Source organism: Croceicoccus hydrothermalis (genome assembly GCF_022378335.1).
GTDB lineage: Bacteria > Pseudomonadota > Alphaproteobacteria > Sphingomonadales > Sphingomonadaceae > Croceicoccus > Croceicoccus hydrothermalis.
Genome location: NZ_JAIQCI010000006.1, coordinates 194,783 through 212,622 on the forward strand (window position 1 = coordinate 194,783; position 17,840 = coordinate 212,622).

The 17,840-nt window shown below is 65.3% G+C and carries 19 protein-coding genes and 1 tRNA gene; 6 read left to right on the top strand and 14 right to left on the bottom strand.

Annotated elements, in window-relative coordinates; genetic code table 11:
• Positions 1 to 9: 9 nt before the first annotated feature.
• Genes dapF through K4G67_RS06330 form a run of 4 tightly spaced genes read left to right on the top strand, consistent with a single transcriptional unit; the run spans position 10 to position 3,597 of the window.
• The gene (dapF, locus tag K4G67_RS06315; protein ID WP_239805536.1) at positions 10 to 822 is read left to right on the top strand and encodes a diaminopimelate epimerase; all 813 of its coding nucleotides are present in this window, start codon (positions 10 to 12) and stop codon (positions 820 to 822) included.
• A complete protein-coding gene (locus tag K4G67_RS06320; protein WP_239805537.1) occupies positions 819 to 2,009 on the top strand; it encodes a MiaB/RimO family radical SAM methylthiotransferase in 1,191 nt (396 codons plus the stop codon). The genes dapF and K4G67_RS06320 overlap by 4 nt, the downstream gene beginning before the upstream one ends.
• Entirely contained in the window at positions 2,006 to 2,926 is a 921-nt protein-coding gene (gene ftsY, locus K4G67_RS06325) for a signal recognition particle-docking protein FtsY (RefSeq protein ID WP_239805538.1), read from the top strand. Before K4G67_RS06320 ends, ftsY begins: the two co-directional genes overlap by 4 nt.
• On the top strand, positions 2,926 to 3,597 hold the full coding sequence (locus K4G67_RS06330; protein WP_239805539.1) for an inner membrane-spanning protein YciB: 672 nt from the start codon (positions 2,926 to 2,928) through the stop codon (positions 3,595 to 3,597). Before ftsY ends, K4G67_RS06330 begins: the two co-directional genes overlap by 1 nt.
• Before the next feature lie 15 nt (positions 3,598 to 3,612).
• On the opposite strand, the gene K4G67_RS06335 is transcribed toward K4G67_RS06330, so the two are convergent.
• From K4G67_RS06335 to K4G67_RS06380, 10 genes are all read right to left on the bottom strand, one after another.
• The gene (locus K4G67_RS06335) at positions 3,613 to 5,541 is read right to left on the bottom strand and encodes a potassium transporter Kup (protein WP_239805540.1); all 1,929 of its coding nucleotides are present in this window, start codon (positions 5,539 to 5,541) and stop codon (positions 3,613 to 3,615) included.
• Positions 5,542 to 5,665: 124 nt separating this feature from the next.
• Positions 5,666 to 6,358: a tetratricopeptide repeat protein gene (locus K4G67_RS06340; protein ID WP_239805541.1), complete on the bottom strand. Its 693-nt coding sequence runs from the start codon at positions 6,356 to 6,358 to the stop codon at positions 5,666 to 5,668.
• Positions 6,355 to 6,792, bottom strand: coding sequence for a cytochrome c-type biogenesis protein (locus tag K4G67_RS06345; protein ID WP_239805542.1), 438 nt, complete (start codon positions 6,790 to 6,792; stop codon positions 6,355 to 6,357). The genes K4G67_RS06340 and K4G67_RS06345 overlap by 4 nt, the downstream gene beginning before the upstream one ends.
• Positions 6,789 to 7,349 carry a DsbE family thiol:disulfide interchange protein gene (locus K4G67_RS06350; protein WP_239805543.1) on the bottom strand — a complete coding sequence of 187 codons (561 nt, stop codon included), beginning with the start codon at positions 7,347 to 7,349 and terminating at the stop codon, positions 6,789 to 6,791. The genes K4G67_RS06345 and K4G67_RS06350 overlap by 4 nt, the downstream gene beginning before the upstream one ends.
• Complete coding sequence (locus tag K4G67_RS06355) at positions 7,346 to 9,301, bottom strand: heme lyase CcmF/NrfE family subunit (protein ID WP_239805544.1); 1,956 nt, start codon at positions 9,299 to 9,301, stop codon at positions 7,346 to 7,348. The genes K4G67_RS06350 and K4G67_RS06355 overlap by 4 nt, the downstream gene beginning before the upstream one ends.
• Positions 9,298 to 9,768 (bottom strand): cytochrome c maturation protein CcmE, encoded by a 471-nt coding sequence (gene ccmE / locus K4G67_RS06360; RefSeq protein WP_239805545.1) that lies wholly within the window; start codon positions 9,766 to 9,768, stop codon positions 9,298 to 9,300. Before ccmE ends, K4G67_RS06355 begins: the two co-directional genes overlap by 4 nt.
• Positions 9,765 to 9,905 (bottom strand): hypothetical protein, encoded by a 141-nt coding sequence (locus K4G67_RS06365; RefSeq protein WP_239805546.1) that lies wholly within the window; start codon positions 9,903 to 9,905, stop codon positions 9,765 to 9,767. The genes ccmE and K4G67_RS06365 overlap by 4 nt, the downstream gene beginning before the upstream one ends.
• Positions 9,906 to 9,915: 10 nt before the next feature.
• Entirely contained in the window at positions 9,916 to 10,644 is a 729-nt protein-coding gene (ccmC, locus tag K4G67_RS06370) for a heme ABC transporter permease CcmC (RefSeq protein WP_239805547.1), read from the bottom strand.
• A 103-nt stretch (positions 10,645 to 10,747) separates the two neighbouring features.
• Positions 10,748 to 11,806, bottom strand: a complete 1,059-nt coding sequence (locus K4G67_RS06375) for a Leu/Phe/Val dehydrogenase (protein WP_239805548.1) — start codon at positions 11,804 to 11,806, stop codon at positions 10,748 to 10,750.
• A 62-nt stretch (positions 11,807 to 11,868) separates the two neighbouring features.
• Positions 11,869 to 11,945: transfer RNA gene (locus K4G67_RS06380), tRNA-His, on the bottom strand.
• Positions 11,946 to 12,208: 263 nt separating this feature from the next.
• On the opposite strand from K4G67_RS06380, the gene K4G67_RS06385 reads away from it, so the two are divergent.
• Positions 12,209 to 12,841 (top strand): prolyl hydroxylase family protein, encoded by a 633-nt coding sequence (locus K4G67_RS06385; protein ID WP_239805549.1) that lies wholly within the window; start codon positions 12,209 to 12,211, stop codon positions 12,839 to 12,841.
• A gap of 1 nt (position 12,842) precedes the next feature.
• On the opposite strand, the gene K4G67_RS06390 is transcribed toward K4G67_RS06385, so the two are convergent.
• From K4G67_RS06390 to rpmE, 3 genes are all read right to left on the bottom strand, one after another.
• Positions 12,843 to 13,631, bottom strand: a complete 789-nt coding sequence (locus K4G67_RS06390) for a formate dehydrogenase accessory sulfurtransferase FdhD (RefSeq protein WP_239805550.1) — start codon at positions 13,629 to 13,631, stop codon at positions 12,843 to 12,845.
• Between the two features lie 11 nt (positions 13,632 to 13,642).
• Positions 13,643 to 15,937, bottom strand: a complete 2,295-nt coding sequence (locus K4G67_RS06395) for an FdhF/YdeP family oxidoreductase (RefSeq protein ID WP_239805551.1) — start codon at positions 15,935 to 15,937, stop codon at positions 13,643 to 13,645.
• 155 nt (positions 15,938 to 16,092) lie between these two features.
• Positions 16,093 to 16,317 carry a 50S ribosomal protein L31 gene (gene rpmE / locus K4G67_RS06400; protein ID WP_202084009.1) on the bottom strand — a complete coding sequence of 75 codons (225 nt, stop codon included), beginning with the start codon at positions 16,315 to 16,317 and terminating at the stop codon, positions 16,093 to 16,095.
• A gap of 196 nt (positions 16,318 to 16,513) precedes the next feature.
• Between rpmE and K4G67_RS06405 the strand changes: the two genes are divergently transcribed.
• A complete protein-coding gene (locus K4G67_RS06405; RefSeq protein ID WP_239805552.1) occupies positions 16,514 to 17,314 on the top strand; it encodes a MipA/OmpV family protein in 801 nt (266 codons plus the stop codon).
• A 64-nt stretch (positions 17,315 to 17,378) separates the two neighbouring features.
• On the opposite strand, the gene fabZ is transcribed toward K4G67_RS06405, so the two are convergent.
• Complete coding sequence (gene fabZ, locus K4G67_RS06410; protein ID WP_239805553.1) at positions 17,379 to 17,825, bottom strand: 3-hydroxyacyl-ACP dehydratase FabZ; 447 nt, start codon at positions 17,823 to 17,825, stop codon at positions 17,379 to 17,381.
• Positions 17,826 to 17,840: the final 15 nt, after the last annotated feature.

A 17,840-nucleotide genomic window follows, 5' to 3' on the forward strand; every position in this document is an offset into this window, starting at 1 on the left:
GCCGGGACCATGCAGATCCCTTTCACCAAAATGCATGGCCTGGGCAATGATTTCGTCGTGCTGGACGCGCGCGAAACGCGCCTGCCGCCGCTCGGCCCGGCGACCGCTGCGGCGCTCGCCGACCGCCATACCGGCATCGGCTGCGATCAGCTCGTATTGATCGAACCCTCGGACCGCGCCGACTGGAAAATGCGGATTTTCAATGCCGACGGCAGCGAGGTCGAGGCATGCGGCAACGCGGCGCGTGCGGTCGGCATGCTGATCGGCGCGGCGGTGTCACTCGAAACGCTGGGCGGCGAAATCCACGCGGTGCCGGGCGACGACGGCGGCATCGCGGTCGACATGGGCGTGCCGCGTTTCGGGTGGCAGGATATTCCGCTCGCCTATGCGATGGATACGCTTTCGTTGCCGCTGGGTTGGGACGGTCTGGAAAATCCGGTCTGCGTCAATGTCGGCAATCCGCATGCCGTGTTCTTCGTCGGCGATGCCGATGCGGTGGCACTCGACACGCTTGGCCCGGTTATTGAAAACGATGCGGTCTTTCCCGAACGGATCAATGTGAATGTCGCCAATGTGACGGCGCGCGACGCGATATCGCTGCGCGTATGGGAACGCGGTGCCGGGCTCACGCGGGCGTGCGGAACCGGCGCGTGCGCGACCGCGGTGGCGGCGATGCGGCGCGGCCTGACCGACAGGGAGGTGACCGTCACCCTGCCGGGCGGCGCGCTTTCCATCCGGTGGAACGACGCCGACCGCATCACCATGACCGGGCCGGCGTCAATTGCGTTTACAGGGCAGTTCGATTGGGGCGATTACGCGTGAGCGGGACGCAGATCGTGACGCTAGGTTGCCGCATGAATATCGCCGAAAGCGATAGCATCCGCGCCATGCTCGCCGACAGCCCGGATACCGTGGTCGTCAACAGCTGCGCCGTGACGGAAGAGGCGGTGCGTCAGACGCGCAAGGCGATCCGCCGCCTGCGCCGTGCGCGCCCCGATGCGCGCCTGCTCGTCACCGGATGCGCCGCCGATATCGAACGCAGGCAGATCTCGGCAATGGACGAGGTGGACGGCATCGTCGCCAACACGGCAAAGCTCGATCCGCGAAGCTGGAACGTGCCCGCTGCGACCTCGGTGCGCCCCGATGTCGCCCATACGCGTGCCTTCATCGCGGTGCAGAACGGATGCGATCATGCCTGCACCTTCTGCGTCATTCCGCAGGGACGCGGACAAAGCCGGTCGCTCACCGTCGCGCAGGTGCTGCGCGAGGTGGAGAGCCATCTTGCCCTCGGTGCGCCGGAGATCGTGCTAACGGGCGTCGATGTGACCTCGTGGGGCGGCGATCTGCCGGGACGCCCGGTTCTTGGAACGCTGGTCGCTGCAATCCTCCATGCGTTTCCAAGGCTCGCCCGGCTTCGCCTTTCGTCGGTGGACGGGGCGGAAATGGACGATGCGCTGGCCGAACTCCTCATGCACGAGCCGCGTGTGATGCCGCATGTGCATCTCTCGCTGCAATCGGGGGATGACATGACGCTCAAACGGATGAAGCGGCGCCATTCGCGGGCGCAGGCGATCGCGCTCGTCGAACGGTTGCGATCCGCGCGCGCGGACATGGCGATCGGCGCCGATCTCATCGCCGGCTTCCCGACGGAGAGCGCGGCCATGCATGCCTCCAACCTGTCGATCATTCGCGAATGCGGCATCGTGCACGGGCACATCTTTCCCTATTCGCCGCGCCCCGGCACCCCTGCCGCGCGCATGCCGCAGGTGGCGCCGCCGATCGTGAAACGGCGCGCCGCCGAATTGCGCGCGGCCGTTGCCGAAACGCGCGATGCATGGCTGCGCGGGCTTTGTGGCGGTGTGCACCGTGTGCTGGCCGAACGCGACGGCACCGGCCATGCCGAGAATTTCGCCCGGTTCCGCCTCCCCGACGGGGTCGCGGCGGGCATCATCGTCACCATGAAAGCAGGCGCGGTCGAAAACGGCCTCGTCACCGGGAGTATCGTATGAGCGAAAGCTGGAAGGACCGCGTTTTCGGAGGATTCCGCAAGACATCGGCCCGGCTGTCCGAAAACCTGTCGGGAATAACCGGCGCCACGCGGTTGAGCGAGGATCAGCTCGACGAGCTGGAGGATGCGCTGATCCTGTCCGATCTCGGCCCGCGTGCGGCGATGCGCATTCGCGACCATCTTGCCGAAAAACGGTTCGAGCGCGGCGCGGACGAACGCGCGATACAGGAAGCCGTCGCCGAACAGATCGCCGAAATCCTGCGCCCTGTGGCAAAGCCGCTCGACATCGTGGCCTTTCCCCGGCCTCAGGTCATCCTGGTCATCGGCGTGAACGGTTCGGGCAAAACGACCACGATCGCAAAGCTCGCCCATCTGTTTCAGGAACAGGATTATTCGGTCATGCTGGCCGCCGGCGACACGTTCCGCGCCGCCGCCATCGGACAGTTGAAGGTGTGGGCCGACCGGCTCGGCATCGATATCGTGACCGGCCCCGAAGGCGGCGACCCGGCAAGCGTGGTGTTCGACGGGGTAAAGGCCGCGACGCAGCGCGGCATCGACACGCTCATCGTCGATACCGCCGGACGCTTGCAGAACAAGCGCGAATTGATGGATGAGCTGTCCAAGATCCGCAAGGTGCTCGGCCGGCTCAATCCCGAGGCGCCGCATGACGTGCTGCTCGTGCTCGACGCGACGAATGGACAGAACGCCCTCCAACAGGTGGAGGTGTTCCAGCAGAGCGCGAACGTCACCGGCCTCATCATGACGAAGCTTGACGGGACGGCGCGCGGCGGCGTGCTTGTCGCCGCGGCGCAGCAATTCGGGCTGCCCATTCATGCCATCGGGGTGGGCGAACGGATCGACGATCTGCGCCCCTTCGATCCCGATCTTGTCGCCCGCGTCATCGCAGGGATCGCCTGATGGAGCAGCGCCCCGCCCCCGCCCATACTCCGGAGCCGAAGCGCAAGTCGGGCCTGCTCAACCTCGCCATCGATTACGGGCCGCTTCTCGTTTTCTTCGTCGTCTATCGCTGGGCCAGCCCGGACGACGACGGCAATGCGGTCGGCGAGGTGATGGCGGTGGTGAAGGGAACGATCGCCTTCATCGTCGCCGCCCTTGTCGCGCTCGCCGTATCGAAGTGGAAGCTTGGCCACATAACGCCGATGCTGATGCTTTCGACCGCGCTGATCGTGTTTTTCGGCGGGCTGACGATCCTGTTTCAGGATCCGGTGTTCGTGCAGGTGAAGCCGACGATCATCTACTCGCTCTTCGCCGCCGCGCTCCTCATCGGCGTCTGGCGAGGCAAGGCCTTGCTGAAATACCTTCTCGACGCTGCGTTCGAGGGGCTTTCGGATCGCGGCTGGATGAAATTGTCGCGCAACTGGGGCTTTTATTTCATCGGCCTTGCCGTGCTGAACGAGGTTCTGCGCGCGGCGCTGTCCTTCGACAGCTGGCTGGCGATGAAATTCTACGTCTTCATGCCGCTCTCGTTCCTGTTCACTTTCAGCCAGTTGCCGATGATGATGCGCGAGGGGCTGGGCGGGGATGCTGCCGGAGAGGCGATGAACGAGCAGCCGCCCACCGGGGAATGATCCGGCGCCCGCCCGCTAGATCTTGAGCTGGCTGCCCAGTTCCACGACGCGATTGGTCGGCAGGCGGAAGAATTCCATCGCGCTTGCCGCATTGCGCAGCATCCAGGCGAACAGCTTTTCCCGCCACAGCGCCATGCCGGGCTTGTCCGCGCTCAACAATGTCTGACGCGAGAGGAAGAAGCTCGTCTGCATCATGTCGAAGGGGGCGCCGCACATCTCGATCGTCTTGAGCGCGCGCGGCACGTCGGTTTCCTCCAGAAATCCGAAATGCAGCGTCACCTTGAAGAAGCTGTCGCCGAACTGTTCCACATAAGAGCGGTGGCCCGCATCGACGAAGGGCACATCCTCGATGATCACGGTCAGGATCACGACCCGTTCGTGCAGCACCTTGTTGTGCTTGATATTATGGAGCAGCGCGGACGGCACGCCGGCGTTCGCACTGGCCATGAAAACCGCCGTTCCCGGCACCCGCGCGGCCGAATTATGTGCCGATTTCGCGAACACGCCGATGGGGATCGATTCCACCGCCATGTTTTCCTTCATCAGCGCACGGCCCCGGTTCCACGTCGTCAGCAAGGTGAAGATCACCAGCCCCATCACGAGCGGCACCCAGCCGCCATCGGGAATCTTCGTAAGGTTCGCGCCGAGATAGGCCGCGTCGAGGAGGAAGAACACGAGGAGCAGCGGGGCTGCCTGCCACCATTTCCAGTGCCACAGCTTCAACAGCACGACGCCAAGCAGGAAATTGTCGATCATCATCGCCCCCGTCACCGCGATGCCATAGGCGGCGGTTAGGTTCGACGAACGCTGAAACACCACGACCAGCAAAAGCACCGCGGTCATCAGTGCCCAGTTCACCAGCGGGATGAAGATCTGCCCCGCATGCAGCGAGGTATGCTTGATCGTCATGCGCGGCACGAAACCGAGCTGTATCGCCTGCTGCGTGACGGAGAACGCGCCGGAAATGACCGCCTGGCTGGCGATCACCGCCGCCATCGACGCGATGATGAGCAAGGGCCATTGAAACCAGTCGGGCGCGAGATAGTAGAACGGGCTTTCCAGCGCGGCGGGATTGCGCAGAAGCAGCGCGGCCTGCCCCAGATAGTTCAGCGTCAGCGCCGGCAGCACCAGCGTCATCCACGATACGCGGATCGGCGGGCGCCCGAAATGGCCCATGTCGGCATAGAGCGCCTCCGCCCCCGTCACGGCGAGCACCGCGGCACCCATGGCGAGAAACCCGCGCAGCGGATCGGCAATGAACATAGACACCGCATAATGCGGCGACAGCGACCACAGCACGTCGGGCATGCGGATGATACTGGCAAAGCCGAGCACCGCGATGGTGCCGAAATATACGAGCATGACCGGCCCGAACAGCTTCGCCACGCGCGCCGTTCCGCGCGACTGGATGAAGAACAGCCCGACGATGATGCCCATCACGAGCGGCACGACGAAATCCTTCATCCCCGGCGAATAGACGGCCAGCCCCTCGATCGCGCCGAGCACGGAGACCGCCGGTGTGATCATCGAATCGCCATAGAACAGCGCGGTCGCGAATACGCCCATCAACACGACGAATTTCGTCACGCGCTTGTCCTTGCGCATGGCCCCCTGAATAAGGGCGATGAGCGCGAGGCTCCCCCCCTCGCCCCGGTTGTCGGCGCGCATGATGATGGTGACGTATTTGATCATCACGATCACGATCATCGACCAGAACATCAGGCTGATGATGCCGAACACGTGCAGCTGATCGAGCGGGAGCGGATGGTGCCCGGCAAAGGTGTCGCGCATCGCGTAAAGCGGGCTGGTGCCGATATCGCCGAACACGACGCCGATCGCGCCGACGGCGAGTTTCAGGACGTTCTTTTCGTGGCTGCGATGCTGATCAGCCGGGAGCCCGGCGGGCAGCGTCGGAGAAGTCTCGCCCTTGGCGGTCTCGCTCATCGGATACTCCTGCCATGGGGGCGCGCGTGCAACGTATTGCCGGCAACAAATGCCAGTCGGGCCATAGCGGATCGCCGCTTAGCAGCGAGCGAACCACCCGGCAAGCAGGCGCGTTCGTGGCTTGTCATGGCACACCCTGCGCCGAACCCGGCGGCGGCGGCGACTCGGGACCATCTGCCGGAACGCGCCCATCCTGCATCGCGATCAGCGCGTCGAGCTGTCGCAGCTGCGCATCGAGAACCGGGCCGAGCGGCGATGCGGCGATGGCGGGGCGAGCGCGCAGCCGCGCCCAAGTCTCGCGCGCCTCGGCAAACTGCCCCGATTGCGCCTGCGCCAGCCCGGTAAAGAACGCCGGTCCCGGAATGCCCGGCGCCAGGAGCGCGGCCCGGCGATAGGCGAGCGAGGCCGCCGGGGTCAGCATCCCCTGCGCATGGCCGACGAGCGCGTTACCGAGCGCGAGCCACAATTGCGGATCGTCGGGCGTTTGCCGGATCGCACCGCGAAGCAGGCCCGCCGCCGTGCCATATTGCCCCTGCCGGGCCAGAGCATCGGCGGTGATGAGATAGTTCGAGCCGGACCCGAAATCCGCGCTCATCGCCTTGCGCAATTCGATGAGCGCGGCCTGCCCGTCATCGCTCTCCGCAATCGGTTGCCCCGGCGCGCCGGCAAGCCCCGGACTGCCCTGCACCGCATAGCCGGCAAGCCCGAACAAGAGCGCCGCCGCGGTGATCTCGCGCCCGCCACGCGGCATATTCAGCACGAAATTCAGCGCCAGCCACACCGCCACGGCGGCCCCGATGATTACGATCCAGCTCATGCCCTGCCCCCGCCCGAGCGCGCGCCTTTCCGAAAGCGCCGGCGCAGCAACAACGCGGCCAGCGCGGCCAGCACCACCGGCGCGGCGAACAGCGGCCAGGTCAGTGGCTTCAACACAGGCTTGTAGCTGATGTAATCGCCATATCTGTCGACCAGCCATGCGCGGATCGCCTCCGGCTCCTCGCCCGCGGCGATGCGCATGCGAACCTGGCTGCGCATGTCGCCAGCCATCGGCGCGTCGGAATCGGCGATGGACTGGCTCTGGCACCGCACGCAGCGCAGCGTTTCCATAAGCGCCTGCGCCTCGGCCTCCTGCGCCGGATCGTCGAGCTGCGTATAGGCGTAGGGCGCGGGCGGCATGGTGTCCTGCGCCGCGGCAACGGGCGCGACGGCGGCGAGCGACAGCGACACGAACGCGAGGATTGCTCGGGTCATAGCGGCTCTTTCGCCTTGCGCCATTCGGACATGATCTGCGCGACGTCGCGCTCCATGATGGGGCCCATATGCTGATACCGGATCATGCCGTCGCCATCGATGACGAAGGTTTCGGGCACCCCGGACGACCCGATGCCGAGCTGCACCGCGCTCACGTCGTCCTTGCCGATGGCACGATAGGGGTTGCCGTTACGCTCCAGAAACTGCGCGATATCCTCGCTTCGGTCCCGGATGGCGACGCCGTCGATGGGCACACCCTGCGCGGCGAGGGTATCGAGCTGCGGCGCCTCCACGGCGCAGGGCACGCACCAGCTCGCGAAGATATTGAGCAGGCGCGGCTCGCCCGTCGTGAAATCGGCGCGCGACAGCCCCGGCGTGCCCTCCACGCCGGCGGGGAGCGTGAATTGCGGAAGCGGATTGCCGACCATCGCGCTGCGCACGTCGCGTTCCCCCGGCGCCATCAGCCCATAGGCGACAAGCGCAACGAAACCGATAAACAGCGCAAGCGGGAGCCATATGGTCCAGCGCGACCGGCGCTCATCCATCGGCGCGCTCATGCCTGCGCCTCGCGATATTCGCGCCTCTCGTCGAGCCGTGCACGGATGGCGCGCTGTTTCCAGTCGGCCACCAGCCGCCCGATAAGCGCGAGCAGACCGCCCAGCGCCACCATCAACCCGCCCAGCCAGATCAGCGTCACGAACGGTTTCCACCACAGCCGCAATTGCCAGCGCCCGCCGTCCGCCTCCTGTCCCAGAACGGCATAAAGCTGCCCGTTCCAGCGTGTGGCGAGCGCCGATTCGTTCGTGGCCGTCGGCGGCGCAAAGAAATTGCGCGCCTGCGGGCGAAGCACGACCGGCGCTCCGCCGCGATAGCGCGCCGTCATCGTCCCCTCCAAAGCGGTCCAGTTGGGGCCGGCGATCGGTTCGATTTTCGAAAGCGTCACGTCCCACGGGCCGACCGCGACCGTATCGCCGATGGCGGCGGCGGCCAGCCGCTCGGTCGTAAAGGCGGCGTTGCTGGCCATTCCGGCAAGCGCGACGGCGAGCCCGAAATGCCCGACCACCATGCCCCACACCGCGAGCTTTACCCGGCGCGGATTGCGGCCCACCACCGGCAAGACGCTCGCCACCGCCAGCATCGCCGCCAGCGCGAGGCCGAGCAGCGGCAGGATACCGATCCCCGGCGCGAGGATAAGCGCCGCGGCCAACACAATACCGAATATCGCCACAGGAGCGATCAACCGGCGCCCGACGCGCGCAAAGCGATCCTCCCGCCAGCGCAGCAGCGGCCCGATCGCCATCACCACAACCATCGGAAAGGCGAAGATCGCACCGACCGGATTGAAATAGGGTGGTCCCACCGACACGCGCACGCCGAACGCCTCGGTCAGGATGGGATAGAGCGTACCGACCAACACGATGCCGAGAATGGCGGTCAGCGCGACATTGTTGAACACCAAAGCCGCCTCACGGCTGCTCCACGCGAATTGCTTGCCCTCGTTCACGGTGGAGGCGCGCAGGCCGAACAGCACCAGCGCCCCGCCGATATAGAGGCACAGAAGCGCGAGGATGAAGCTGCCGCGTTCCGGGCTGACCGCAAAGGAGTGCACGCTGGTCAGAACGCCGGAGCGTACGAGGAACGTGCCCACCATCGACATCGAAAACGCCACGACGCCCAGCATGATCGTCCATATCCGCAACGCATCGCGCGCGGCCAGCACGCTGACCGAATGGAGCAGTGCCGTCGCGGCCAGCCACGGCATGAGCGAGGCATTCTCCACCGGGTCCCAGAACCACCAGCCGCCCCAGCCCAGCTCGTAATAGGCCCAGTAGCTGCCCGCCGTGATCCCGATGGTCAGGAATATCCACGCGCCCAGCACCCAGGGCCGCATCGCGCGCGCGAGTTGCGGCCCGACCTGCCGCGTCATCAAGGCACCCACGGCAAAGCTGAACGCCACCGAAAGCCCGACATAGCCGAGATAAAGCGTGGGCGGATGAAACGCGAGGCCGAGATCCTGCAACAGCGGATTGAGCCCCGCCCCCACCCGCGCCGCCGGTTCGAGCCGGGTGAACGGGTTGGAGGAAAACAGCAGGAAGGCATAGAAACCGAGGCTCACGAACGCCTGCGCGGCGAGCGTGGCCAGCATCGTGCGTTCGGGCAGCCGCCGTTCGACGAGTGCGATCCCCGCGCCCGAAAGCGCCATGACCGTAACCCAGAGTAGCATGGAGCCTTCGTGATTGCCCCATGTGCCCGCCAGCTTGAACACGAACGGCTTGTCCACATGGCTATTCGACGCGACCAGCAACACCGAAAGGTCGGTGCGCAGGAACAGCCATATCAGCGCAAGGAAGGACAGCGTCACCAGCACGCCCTGCATCACCGCGACAGGGCGCACCGATCCGGCGAACCCGGCCCCCGCCTCGCGGAGCGACAACAGCCCGGTAAACAGCTGAAGCAACGCGAACGCCGCCGCAAACCACAGCAGCGCAAGGCCGAGTTCCGCAATCATTTCGCCTGCGCCTCATAGGTTTCGGCGACGATTTCGCGCTGCTGCGCCTCGGTCATGTCCTGCAACTCGCGCGGCATGTAATTCTCGTCATGCTTGGCAAGCAGGTTGGTGGCGACGAATGCGGTCGGCTCCATCGTCCCTTCGGCGACGACACCCGACCCTTCGACGAAAAGGTCGGGAACGATGCCGGAAAACCGCACCGGTACGGATGCCTGCCCGTCGGTCACGGTGAAACGGATCGTCACCCCGTCGTCCAGCGTTTCGATCGAGCCGTCCGCGACCATCCCGCCAAGCCGCACCGCCTGCCCCGGTTCGGGCGGATCGGACACGATGTCGGACGGAACGTAGAAATAGCTCGCCTGATTGCGAAGCGCATAGGCCGCCAGCAACCCCGCCCCGATCAGCACGCACAGCGCGACGATCACCAGCACGAGCCGCTGATGCTTGGGTTTGAGAGACGCGCTCATTTCCCGCGCGCCCGGTCGCGGCGGCGTTCGGCGCGCCGCATCGCGACCCATGCCCATCCCGCGGTCACGAACGTACCGCCAATGCCCACCGCATAGGCCGCAAAGACAAACGGCCATTGATCCAGCCCTTCGCTCATGACGGCACGTTCACGCAAGCGCACGGCGGCGCAGGCGCGCCTCCGCCTGAATATCGGCGAGCAGGGCACGCATCCGCGCGAGCACGATCCCGCCGAAAAGGAGCGAGAAGCCCAGTGTCGAAAGCAGCAGCGGCACGAGAAATACAGGGTCGATCGCGGATTGTCCCATCGTAATGCTGGGCGGTTGGTGAAGCGAGTTCCACCACACCACCGAACGGTTGATGATCGGAATATTGACCGCGCCGACCAGCCCGAAAATGGCCGTGACACGGCTGCCGCCGGCACCCGCCGCCATGTCCCGCTGCGCCGCGCCCGCCAGCGCGATGTAACCGAAATAGAGGAACAACAGCACCAGCATCGACGTCAGCCGCCCGTCCCACACCCACCAGGTCCCCCATGTCGGGCGGCCCCATATGGAACCGGTGACGAGACAGATCGTAGTGAACGCCGCCCCCGGTACCGCCGCCGCGCGCGCCGCGATGGCGGCCAGCGGATGGCGCCAAACAAGCTCGACCAGGCTGGCGATGGCGATGGCCGTCCACCCGCCCATGCCCAGCCACGCGGCCGGGACGTGCAGATAGAGAATGCGCACCGTTTCGCCCATCAACCGGTCCGCCGGCGTCGCCAGCAGCCCCCAGGCGAGCGCCCCGCAGGCAACGATCATCCCCGCCACCAGCAACACCGGCGTCAGCCAGCGGGCGATCGTCAGGAAGCGTTTAGGATTGGCAAAACCATGCATAGCGTTACGCTGCTCGCTTTGGCACCGCTGTCGCGCCGCGGCAAGGTGCCGACTCGCCCCCCGCCCGCGTTGCTCCCGGACGTGTCCGAAAGCGCCGCCGCGGTCAGCTTCGCCCGATGCGGCGGCGTGCCATCATGTCCGCGATCATTGCCGGGGTTTCGCCCGTCCGGTCGCATTCGGCCCAGATCTCGACGAGCCGGCCGGGGATCTGCCGGATCTTCTCCCGCACTTCGTTGACATCGGCGGTCCGGCCGTTCTGCCGTGCCAGATATTCGATCGTGACCGAAATGATCCCGCCCGCATTCAACACGTAATCGGGCGTGTAGAGAATGCCGCGCCTGGCCAGCATCTGCCCGTGTTCGGGTCGGGCGAGCTGATTATTCGCGCCGCCTGCAACGATCTGCGTATCGAGCCGGGCAATGCCGTCGTCATCGAGGATAGCGCCCAGCGCGTTGGGGCTGAACACGTCGCAGGCAACGCCCATGATCTCGTCCGCCACGACGGCGCGCGCGCCGAGTTCGCGGGCAAGCGCATCGGCACGTTCGGCATTCACGTCCGCCAGCGTCAGTTGCGCGCCATCCTTGGCCAGCATGCGGGCAAGGCGGCCACCGACGCTGCCCGTGCCCTGCACCGCGACATGCACCCCGTCGAGCGTTTCGCGGCCAAGCTTGTGACGGACCGCGGCGGCAAGGCCGAGATAGATACCCATCGCGGTGAACGGGCCCGGGTCGCCGCCCGCGGCCTGCGCGCCTTCGGTGGGAAGGCCGGTGACATGCGGGGTCGCGCGGGAAATCGCGACCATGTCCTGCTCCGAAATGCCGACATCCTCGGCCGTGACATATTCGCCGCCCAGCGCGTCGACCGCGCGGCCATACGCCTCCAGCATGGCATCGGTTTTCGTCCCATCGGCATCGGCCAGCAGGACCGCCTTGCCGCCGCCCATGGGAAGATCGGCCATCGCGTTCTTGAAGCTCATCCCCTGCGACAGGCGCAGCGCATCGGTCACGGCATCGGCGGAATCGGCATAATGCCAGAACCGCGTGCCGCCCGCCGCCGGGCCGAGATGCGTGGAGTGAATGGCGATGATGGCGCGCAGCCCGCTCTTGCGGTCATGGACCAGCGTGACTTTTTCATGATCGTCGAAAGCGGGATTGCTCCACATCGCGGCGCGTCTCCGATGCTGCGGGCAATGCGGGGCATCGAACGCCCGCTGCCAGTGAAAAATGGGGCGATCGAGGGGTCTCGAACCCCCGACCTCCGGTACCACAAACCGGCGCTCTAACCAACTGAGCTACGATCGCCATAAGCATGCCGACCAGGGGAGTTCCCGGGCCGGACGTGCCTGTTTTCACCGACGGGCGACGACGTCAAGCGCTATCGCCAGCGGGTTCGCCGTGTTGCACAGCCATCGCGCGAAGGGAAGTAAAAAAGCGTAAGACACGGCATTTTGCGCAAGATTCCGTCGCCGCCCGTTTTTCGGTCGACAGAGGTACGGGGGCCGCGCCTTCGCATTCGATTCGCACGGACGCTTGGCGCGCCGCACCGGCTCGATTAAAGGAGCGCCATGAATCCCGACGCATCATCGGTCGCGGCCCGGCTGCGCGACGACCCCGCCGTGCAGCAGCATCCCTCACCCCGGCTGGAGCTGTTCACCCGGCGTGAGTTTCTCTCTCCCGCCGATTGCACCGCGCTTGTCGCGTTGATCGATGCGGACCGGCGCCCCTCCACAATCGCCGACCCGAATGGCGACGCCTATTTCCGGACGAGCGAGACTTGCGATCTCGATTCGGGCCATGCCGTCGTCGCCCGGCTCGACGCGGCGATCTGCGCGCTGTCGGGCCTCGACCCCGCGTATGGCGAACCCTTGCAGGGGCAACGTTACGCCGTGGGGCAGGAATTCAAGGCGCACACCGATTATTTCACACCTGGCGGGGAGGATTACGACAAGTTCTGCGCCGTCGCGGGTCAGCGCACGTGGACCTTCATGATCTACCTCAACGAACCGGACGCGGGCGGCGCCACCCGGTTCAAGGTGATCGGCAAGACGTTCCAACCCGAAACCGGACGTCTCGTCGCGTGGAACAATCGCAAGTCCGATGGCGCGGTCAATCCCGCGACGCTGCACCACGGGATGAAGGTGCGCAAGGGCACCAAATATGTCATCACGAAGTGGTTCCGGGAACGCCCCTGGGGCTGAATCACGTCAGTTCGAGCACCGAATCCCCGCGCGCCAGCACGAAAAGCGGAAGCCCCGCATCCCGCGCGCGGTCCACCGCCATGCTGGTCGGTGCCGAAATCGTGACGAGCGCGTTCAACCCACCGCGCACCGCTTTTTCCACCAGCTCGAAACTGCATCGCGCGCTCAACATCGCGAAACGCGGGGTCGCGCCCCGTTCCATTCCGGCGGCGGTCCAGGCGCCGATCGCCTTGTCGAAGGCATTGTGCCGACCGACGTCCTCGCGCACGCATTCGATGGCACCCTCCATGGTGCAGATCGCGGCGGCATGGGCGGCACCGGTCGCGCGGCCGATGGGCTGATGCGCGCGCAACAGGGCGCCGGCGCGGAAAATGGAGCTGGGTTCGGGCCGTATCGGCATTGCGACGAGCGGCAACGGGCGTGCCACCTCGGCCAAGGTGTCCATGCCGCACAGGCCGCAGCTTGAATCGCCGATCCGGCGCCGCACCCGTTCCGCCATGGCTGCCGCATCGCTACCGGGAAGGCGCGCGCGAACGATCCATCCATCCTCGATCTGCGCGACATCGACGGTCAATGCGGGCGCACCGGGCGGAATCAGCCCCTCGCCTATGGCAAAACCGCGCGCATAATCGGATAGATCTTCGGGCGTCGCCATCATGACCGCCCATGTCACGCCGTCGAATTCCAGCGCAACCGGCACCTCGCCGGGAAGCGGGCGATCCACGCGCTGCGCAGGTCGCCCGTCGGCGAAATGTTCCGTAAACCGGGCGGGCGCGGTGCCACCCGGCATGCGTCCATCCGTCATTCCTTCACGATGCGGACGGGAATGCCCTTCGACGCGGGCGTTTTCGACAGCTTGTCATGATACCACAGCGGGACGAGCGGATTGAGCTCCGGAAAATAACCCGCGAGGCAACCGTCCGGCAGACGATAGGGCGTCACCTTCAACCCGCGCACCGTGCGCTCCATGTCATCCTCCGCATCGCCGATCAGCGTTACGAGATCCCCATCGTTCAGGCCGTGGCGCTCCATGTCGTCGGGGTTTATCATCACCATCATGCGCGTCCCTTCCAGCCCGCGCAGCCGGTCCGAATGGCCGTAGACCGTCGTGTTGAACTGATCGTTGGAGCGTACCGTCACGAGGTGGAACCGGCCGTCCGCCTCCCCGATCCCGCAGGCATTCAGCACGGTGGGATCGGTAAATTCGGCCTTCCCGCTTTCGGTTTTCCAGATGCGGTCATGCGCGCCATTGCCGCGATAGAAGCCGCCGGGCTGGTTCATCCGGCCGTTCATGTCATGGAACTCGTCCGGGAACGTATGCGCGATCAGGTCGCGGATACGGGCATAATCGCCGGTCCATTCATCCCATGCGAGCTTTGGATTGCGCGTTTCCCGGTGGGCCAGCGTCGCCTTCGCCAGCCCCGCGACGATCGCCGTTTCGCTTTTCAAATGTTCGCTCGCCGGCTTGCGCTTCCCGATGCTGCCATAGATGTGGCTGAAGCTGTCCTCCATCGTGACGGTCTGCGGGCCGCTTGCCTGCATGTCCTCCTCCGCCCGGACGAGGCAGGGCAGGATCCATGAAGATTTGCCCGGCATCAGATGCGTCTTGTTGAGCTTCGTCGCGATATGCACGGTCAGCTCCATCTCGCCCCAGGCGCGGTGGACGCGTTCGTGATCGGGCACCGCCTCCGCCAGATTGCCGCCGAGGCCGATAAAGCCCTTGTTGCTCCCGTCGAGCAGCGCCTCCAGGAATTCGACCGTGGTGTGGCCGTCCTCCTCCGGCGTTTCGAGGTCGAGCAATTCGCGATATTTCTCCACCGGGGCGAGTTTCGTCTTCTCCGTAATGCCCACGGTGCGCTGCCCCTGCACGTTGGAGTGGCCGCGGATCGGGGTGCAGCCGGCACCCTGCCGCCCGATATTGCCGTTGAGCAGCAGGAGATTGACCAGCATGCCGATCGCCTGCGATCCGTGCACATGCTGCGTCAGCCCCATCCCATAGATGCCGATGACATTCTTCGCCCCGGCATAGACATCGCCCGCCCGCTCCAGCTCGGCGCGGGCGATGCCCGAATTCTGCTCGATCGCGTCCCAGCCCGTGTTCTCCACCGTATGGCGCAGCGCATCGAAACCATGCGTATGTTCGGCCAGGAATGCCTCGTCCAGAGTGCGCGCCAGACCCTTTTCCTTCGCCTCGTCGTCGATTTCCAGCACGCGCTTGATCACGCCCATCAATGCCGCGATGTCGCCGCCGGGCTTCACCTGCATGTACATGTGCGACATCTTCGTCGGATTTTGCGTGAGCATTGCGACCGGATCCTGCGGGTCGATGAATTCGAGCAGGCCTTTCTCCCGCAGCGGATTGAACGTGATGATCTTGCAGCCGCGCTTCGCCGCCTGCATCAACGGGCGCAGAAGACGCGGGCTGTTGGTGCCGGGGTTCTGGCCGAGGTAGAAGATCGCGTCGCAATGGTCCAAATCCTGCAAGGTGCAGGTGCCGACCGGCGATCCAACGACCTTCTTCAAACCGACCGAAGTCGTTTCATGGCACATGTTCGAGCTGTCGGGCAGGTTGTTGTGCCCATAGGCCCGCGCGAACACGGCATAGAGATACGACGGCTCGAGCGCCGCCTTGCCCGAGGCGTAGAAGGTCACCGTTTTGGGGTCGAGCCGGTGCAACTGCGCGCCGATGGCGTCAAACGCCTCGTCCCAGCTCGCGCGGACATAGCGATCCGTCTTGGCATCATAGCGCATCGGCTCGGTCAGCCGGCCGCGCATTTCGAGCTCGTACCCGCTGCGTTCGCGCAATTCGGTCACGGTGTGGCGCGAAATCCATGCGGGCGTGCATCGCTCGCTGGTCAGATCCCAGAGCGTCGCCTTGGCCCCGTTTTCGCAGAATTCGGCGAGATGCGGGTTCGGCGGCTTCGCCCAGGCGCAGGACGAGCACATATAGCCTTCGGGCTTGTTCTGTCGATAAAGCGTTTCCGCAGCGCCCGGCCCGGCGCGCTCTTTCAATTCGATGCGCGCAATGCCCTGCAACGAGCCGAAGCCGCCCGCCGCCCCGTGATATTCCCGTGGTTCGGCTTTGCGGCTGGTCATCGCTCATACTCCATTCGATGGATCCGTTCCGCATACGAGACGAGAGGCGCCCCGGCGCGGTTCCCGAAGCGTATCAGATTTACCGGGGGCGCGTAACGAAAAAGGCGGCCCTTGCGGACCGCCTTTTGCGCGTGGGACAGCAATGTCCGCGCCTGTTATTTCTTGAGCGAAAGACCGCCAAAACGCTTGTTGAAGCGCGCAACCCGGCCGCCTTCGCTCACCAGACGCTGACCGCCGGTCCATGCCGGGTGCGAGGTCGGGTCGATTTCGAGCGTCAGAGTATCACCCTCGTTGCCCCAGGTGGAGCGGGTCTGATACTCGGTGCCGTCGGTCATCTTGACGGTGATCATGTGGTAATCGGGGTGAATGTCGTTCTTCATCGCGTCGTCTCCGTATTCGCGCCCGGTTCCGACCGGACGCGCGGGGCTGGTTGTTCGTTCAAGCCCGCGCCCTTAGCCAGTCCGGCCCCGCTTGGCAAGCGGCCGCAACAAAACTTGGATCCCGCAAAGAGGCCAGCGCGTGACAGCATGACCAGAAGCTCTTATGGCCCGATATTCGCGAACGAGAAGGACACTTATGGTGAAATGCCGAATCTGGCCCGTGCTGATCATGGCCGGCACGATCATCCCGGTCGCCGCACAGGCGCAGGACGCAGACGAGTTCGAGCAGGTGCGGATCGGCATCGGCCCACAGTTTCAGCCCGCCTACCCCGGCGCGGACGGCGCACGGGTCGGACCGTTCTTCGACATCGACCGCCGTGCGGAGGGTGAAGATTTCGCCTTCGAAGCGCCGACCGAAAGCTTCGGCTTTCCCCTGATCGAGTTCGACGGCCTCTATCTTGGCCCGACGGCATCCATCACCAACAGCCGCAAGCAGGAGGACACCGCGCCCGGCCTTCGCACCATCGGCACCACGGTGGAGGCCGGCATCGCCGCGCAGCTTTACATCAGCGAAAACATCTACAGCTTCGTCGAGCTTCGCCGCGGGATCGGCGGGCACGATGGCTGGACCGGACAGGCGGGGCTGGATTACATCGTGCGCGATGCGGATCGCTATGTCGTGTCGGCGGGGCCGCGCGTGACCTATGGCGATTCCACGCATAGCCAAGCCTATTTCGGCATCACGCCGGAGGAATCGGCGGCAAGCGGATTTGCCGCCTATGATGCGGACGGCGGCCTGCAATCGGCCGGCGGCGTGGTCAGCGTGGATTTCGCGCTCGGCGGCCCGTGGGGCGTCATGGGCTTTGGAGGGTATCAGCGGCTCGTGGGCGATGCGGCCGATTCGCCCGTGGTCGAACTGTTCGGAAGCAAGGACCAGTGGACCGGCGGCATCGCGGTGAATTACACCTTCCGGCGGCGGCGCGACGGGCTGTTCTGATCCGGCGTCACCGCCGCGATGCATGCAATTGAAAGAGCCCCGGCGTAAGAACCGGGGCTTTTCATCAATCGGCGATCATCGCGGTGAATTCGGTTTCGCATGTAACCTTCCCGTCGATGTCGGCCTTGCCCCAGAACTTGCACACACGCTTGCGCTTCTGAACGAAGCCGGTGCGCAGGTTGAGGAGATGGCCGGGTTCCACCGGGGCGCGGAATTTCGCATTCTCGATCGCCATGAAATAGACGAGCTTGCCCGTGCCGGCGAGGCCGAGCGCCTCCACCGCGAGGATACCCGCCGCCTGCGCCAGCGCCTCTACCTGAAGCACGCCGGGCATGATCGGCCGGCCGGGAAAATGCCCTTGAAAGAAATCCTCGTTGAAGGACACCGCCTTCACCGCGTGGATTTCGTTTTCGGGGTCGAGCGAAACGACCCGGTCCACCAACAGCATCGGATAGCGATGCGGCAGAAGTTCAAGAATGCGCGCGTGGTCGAACCCGGTCGTCTCGCTCATGCCCAGTCCCCTTGC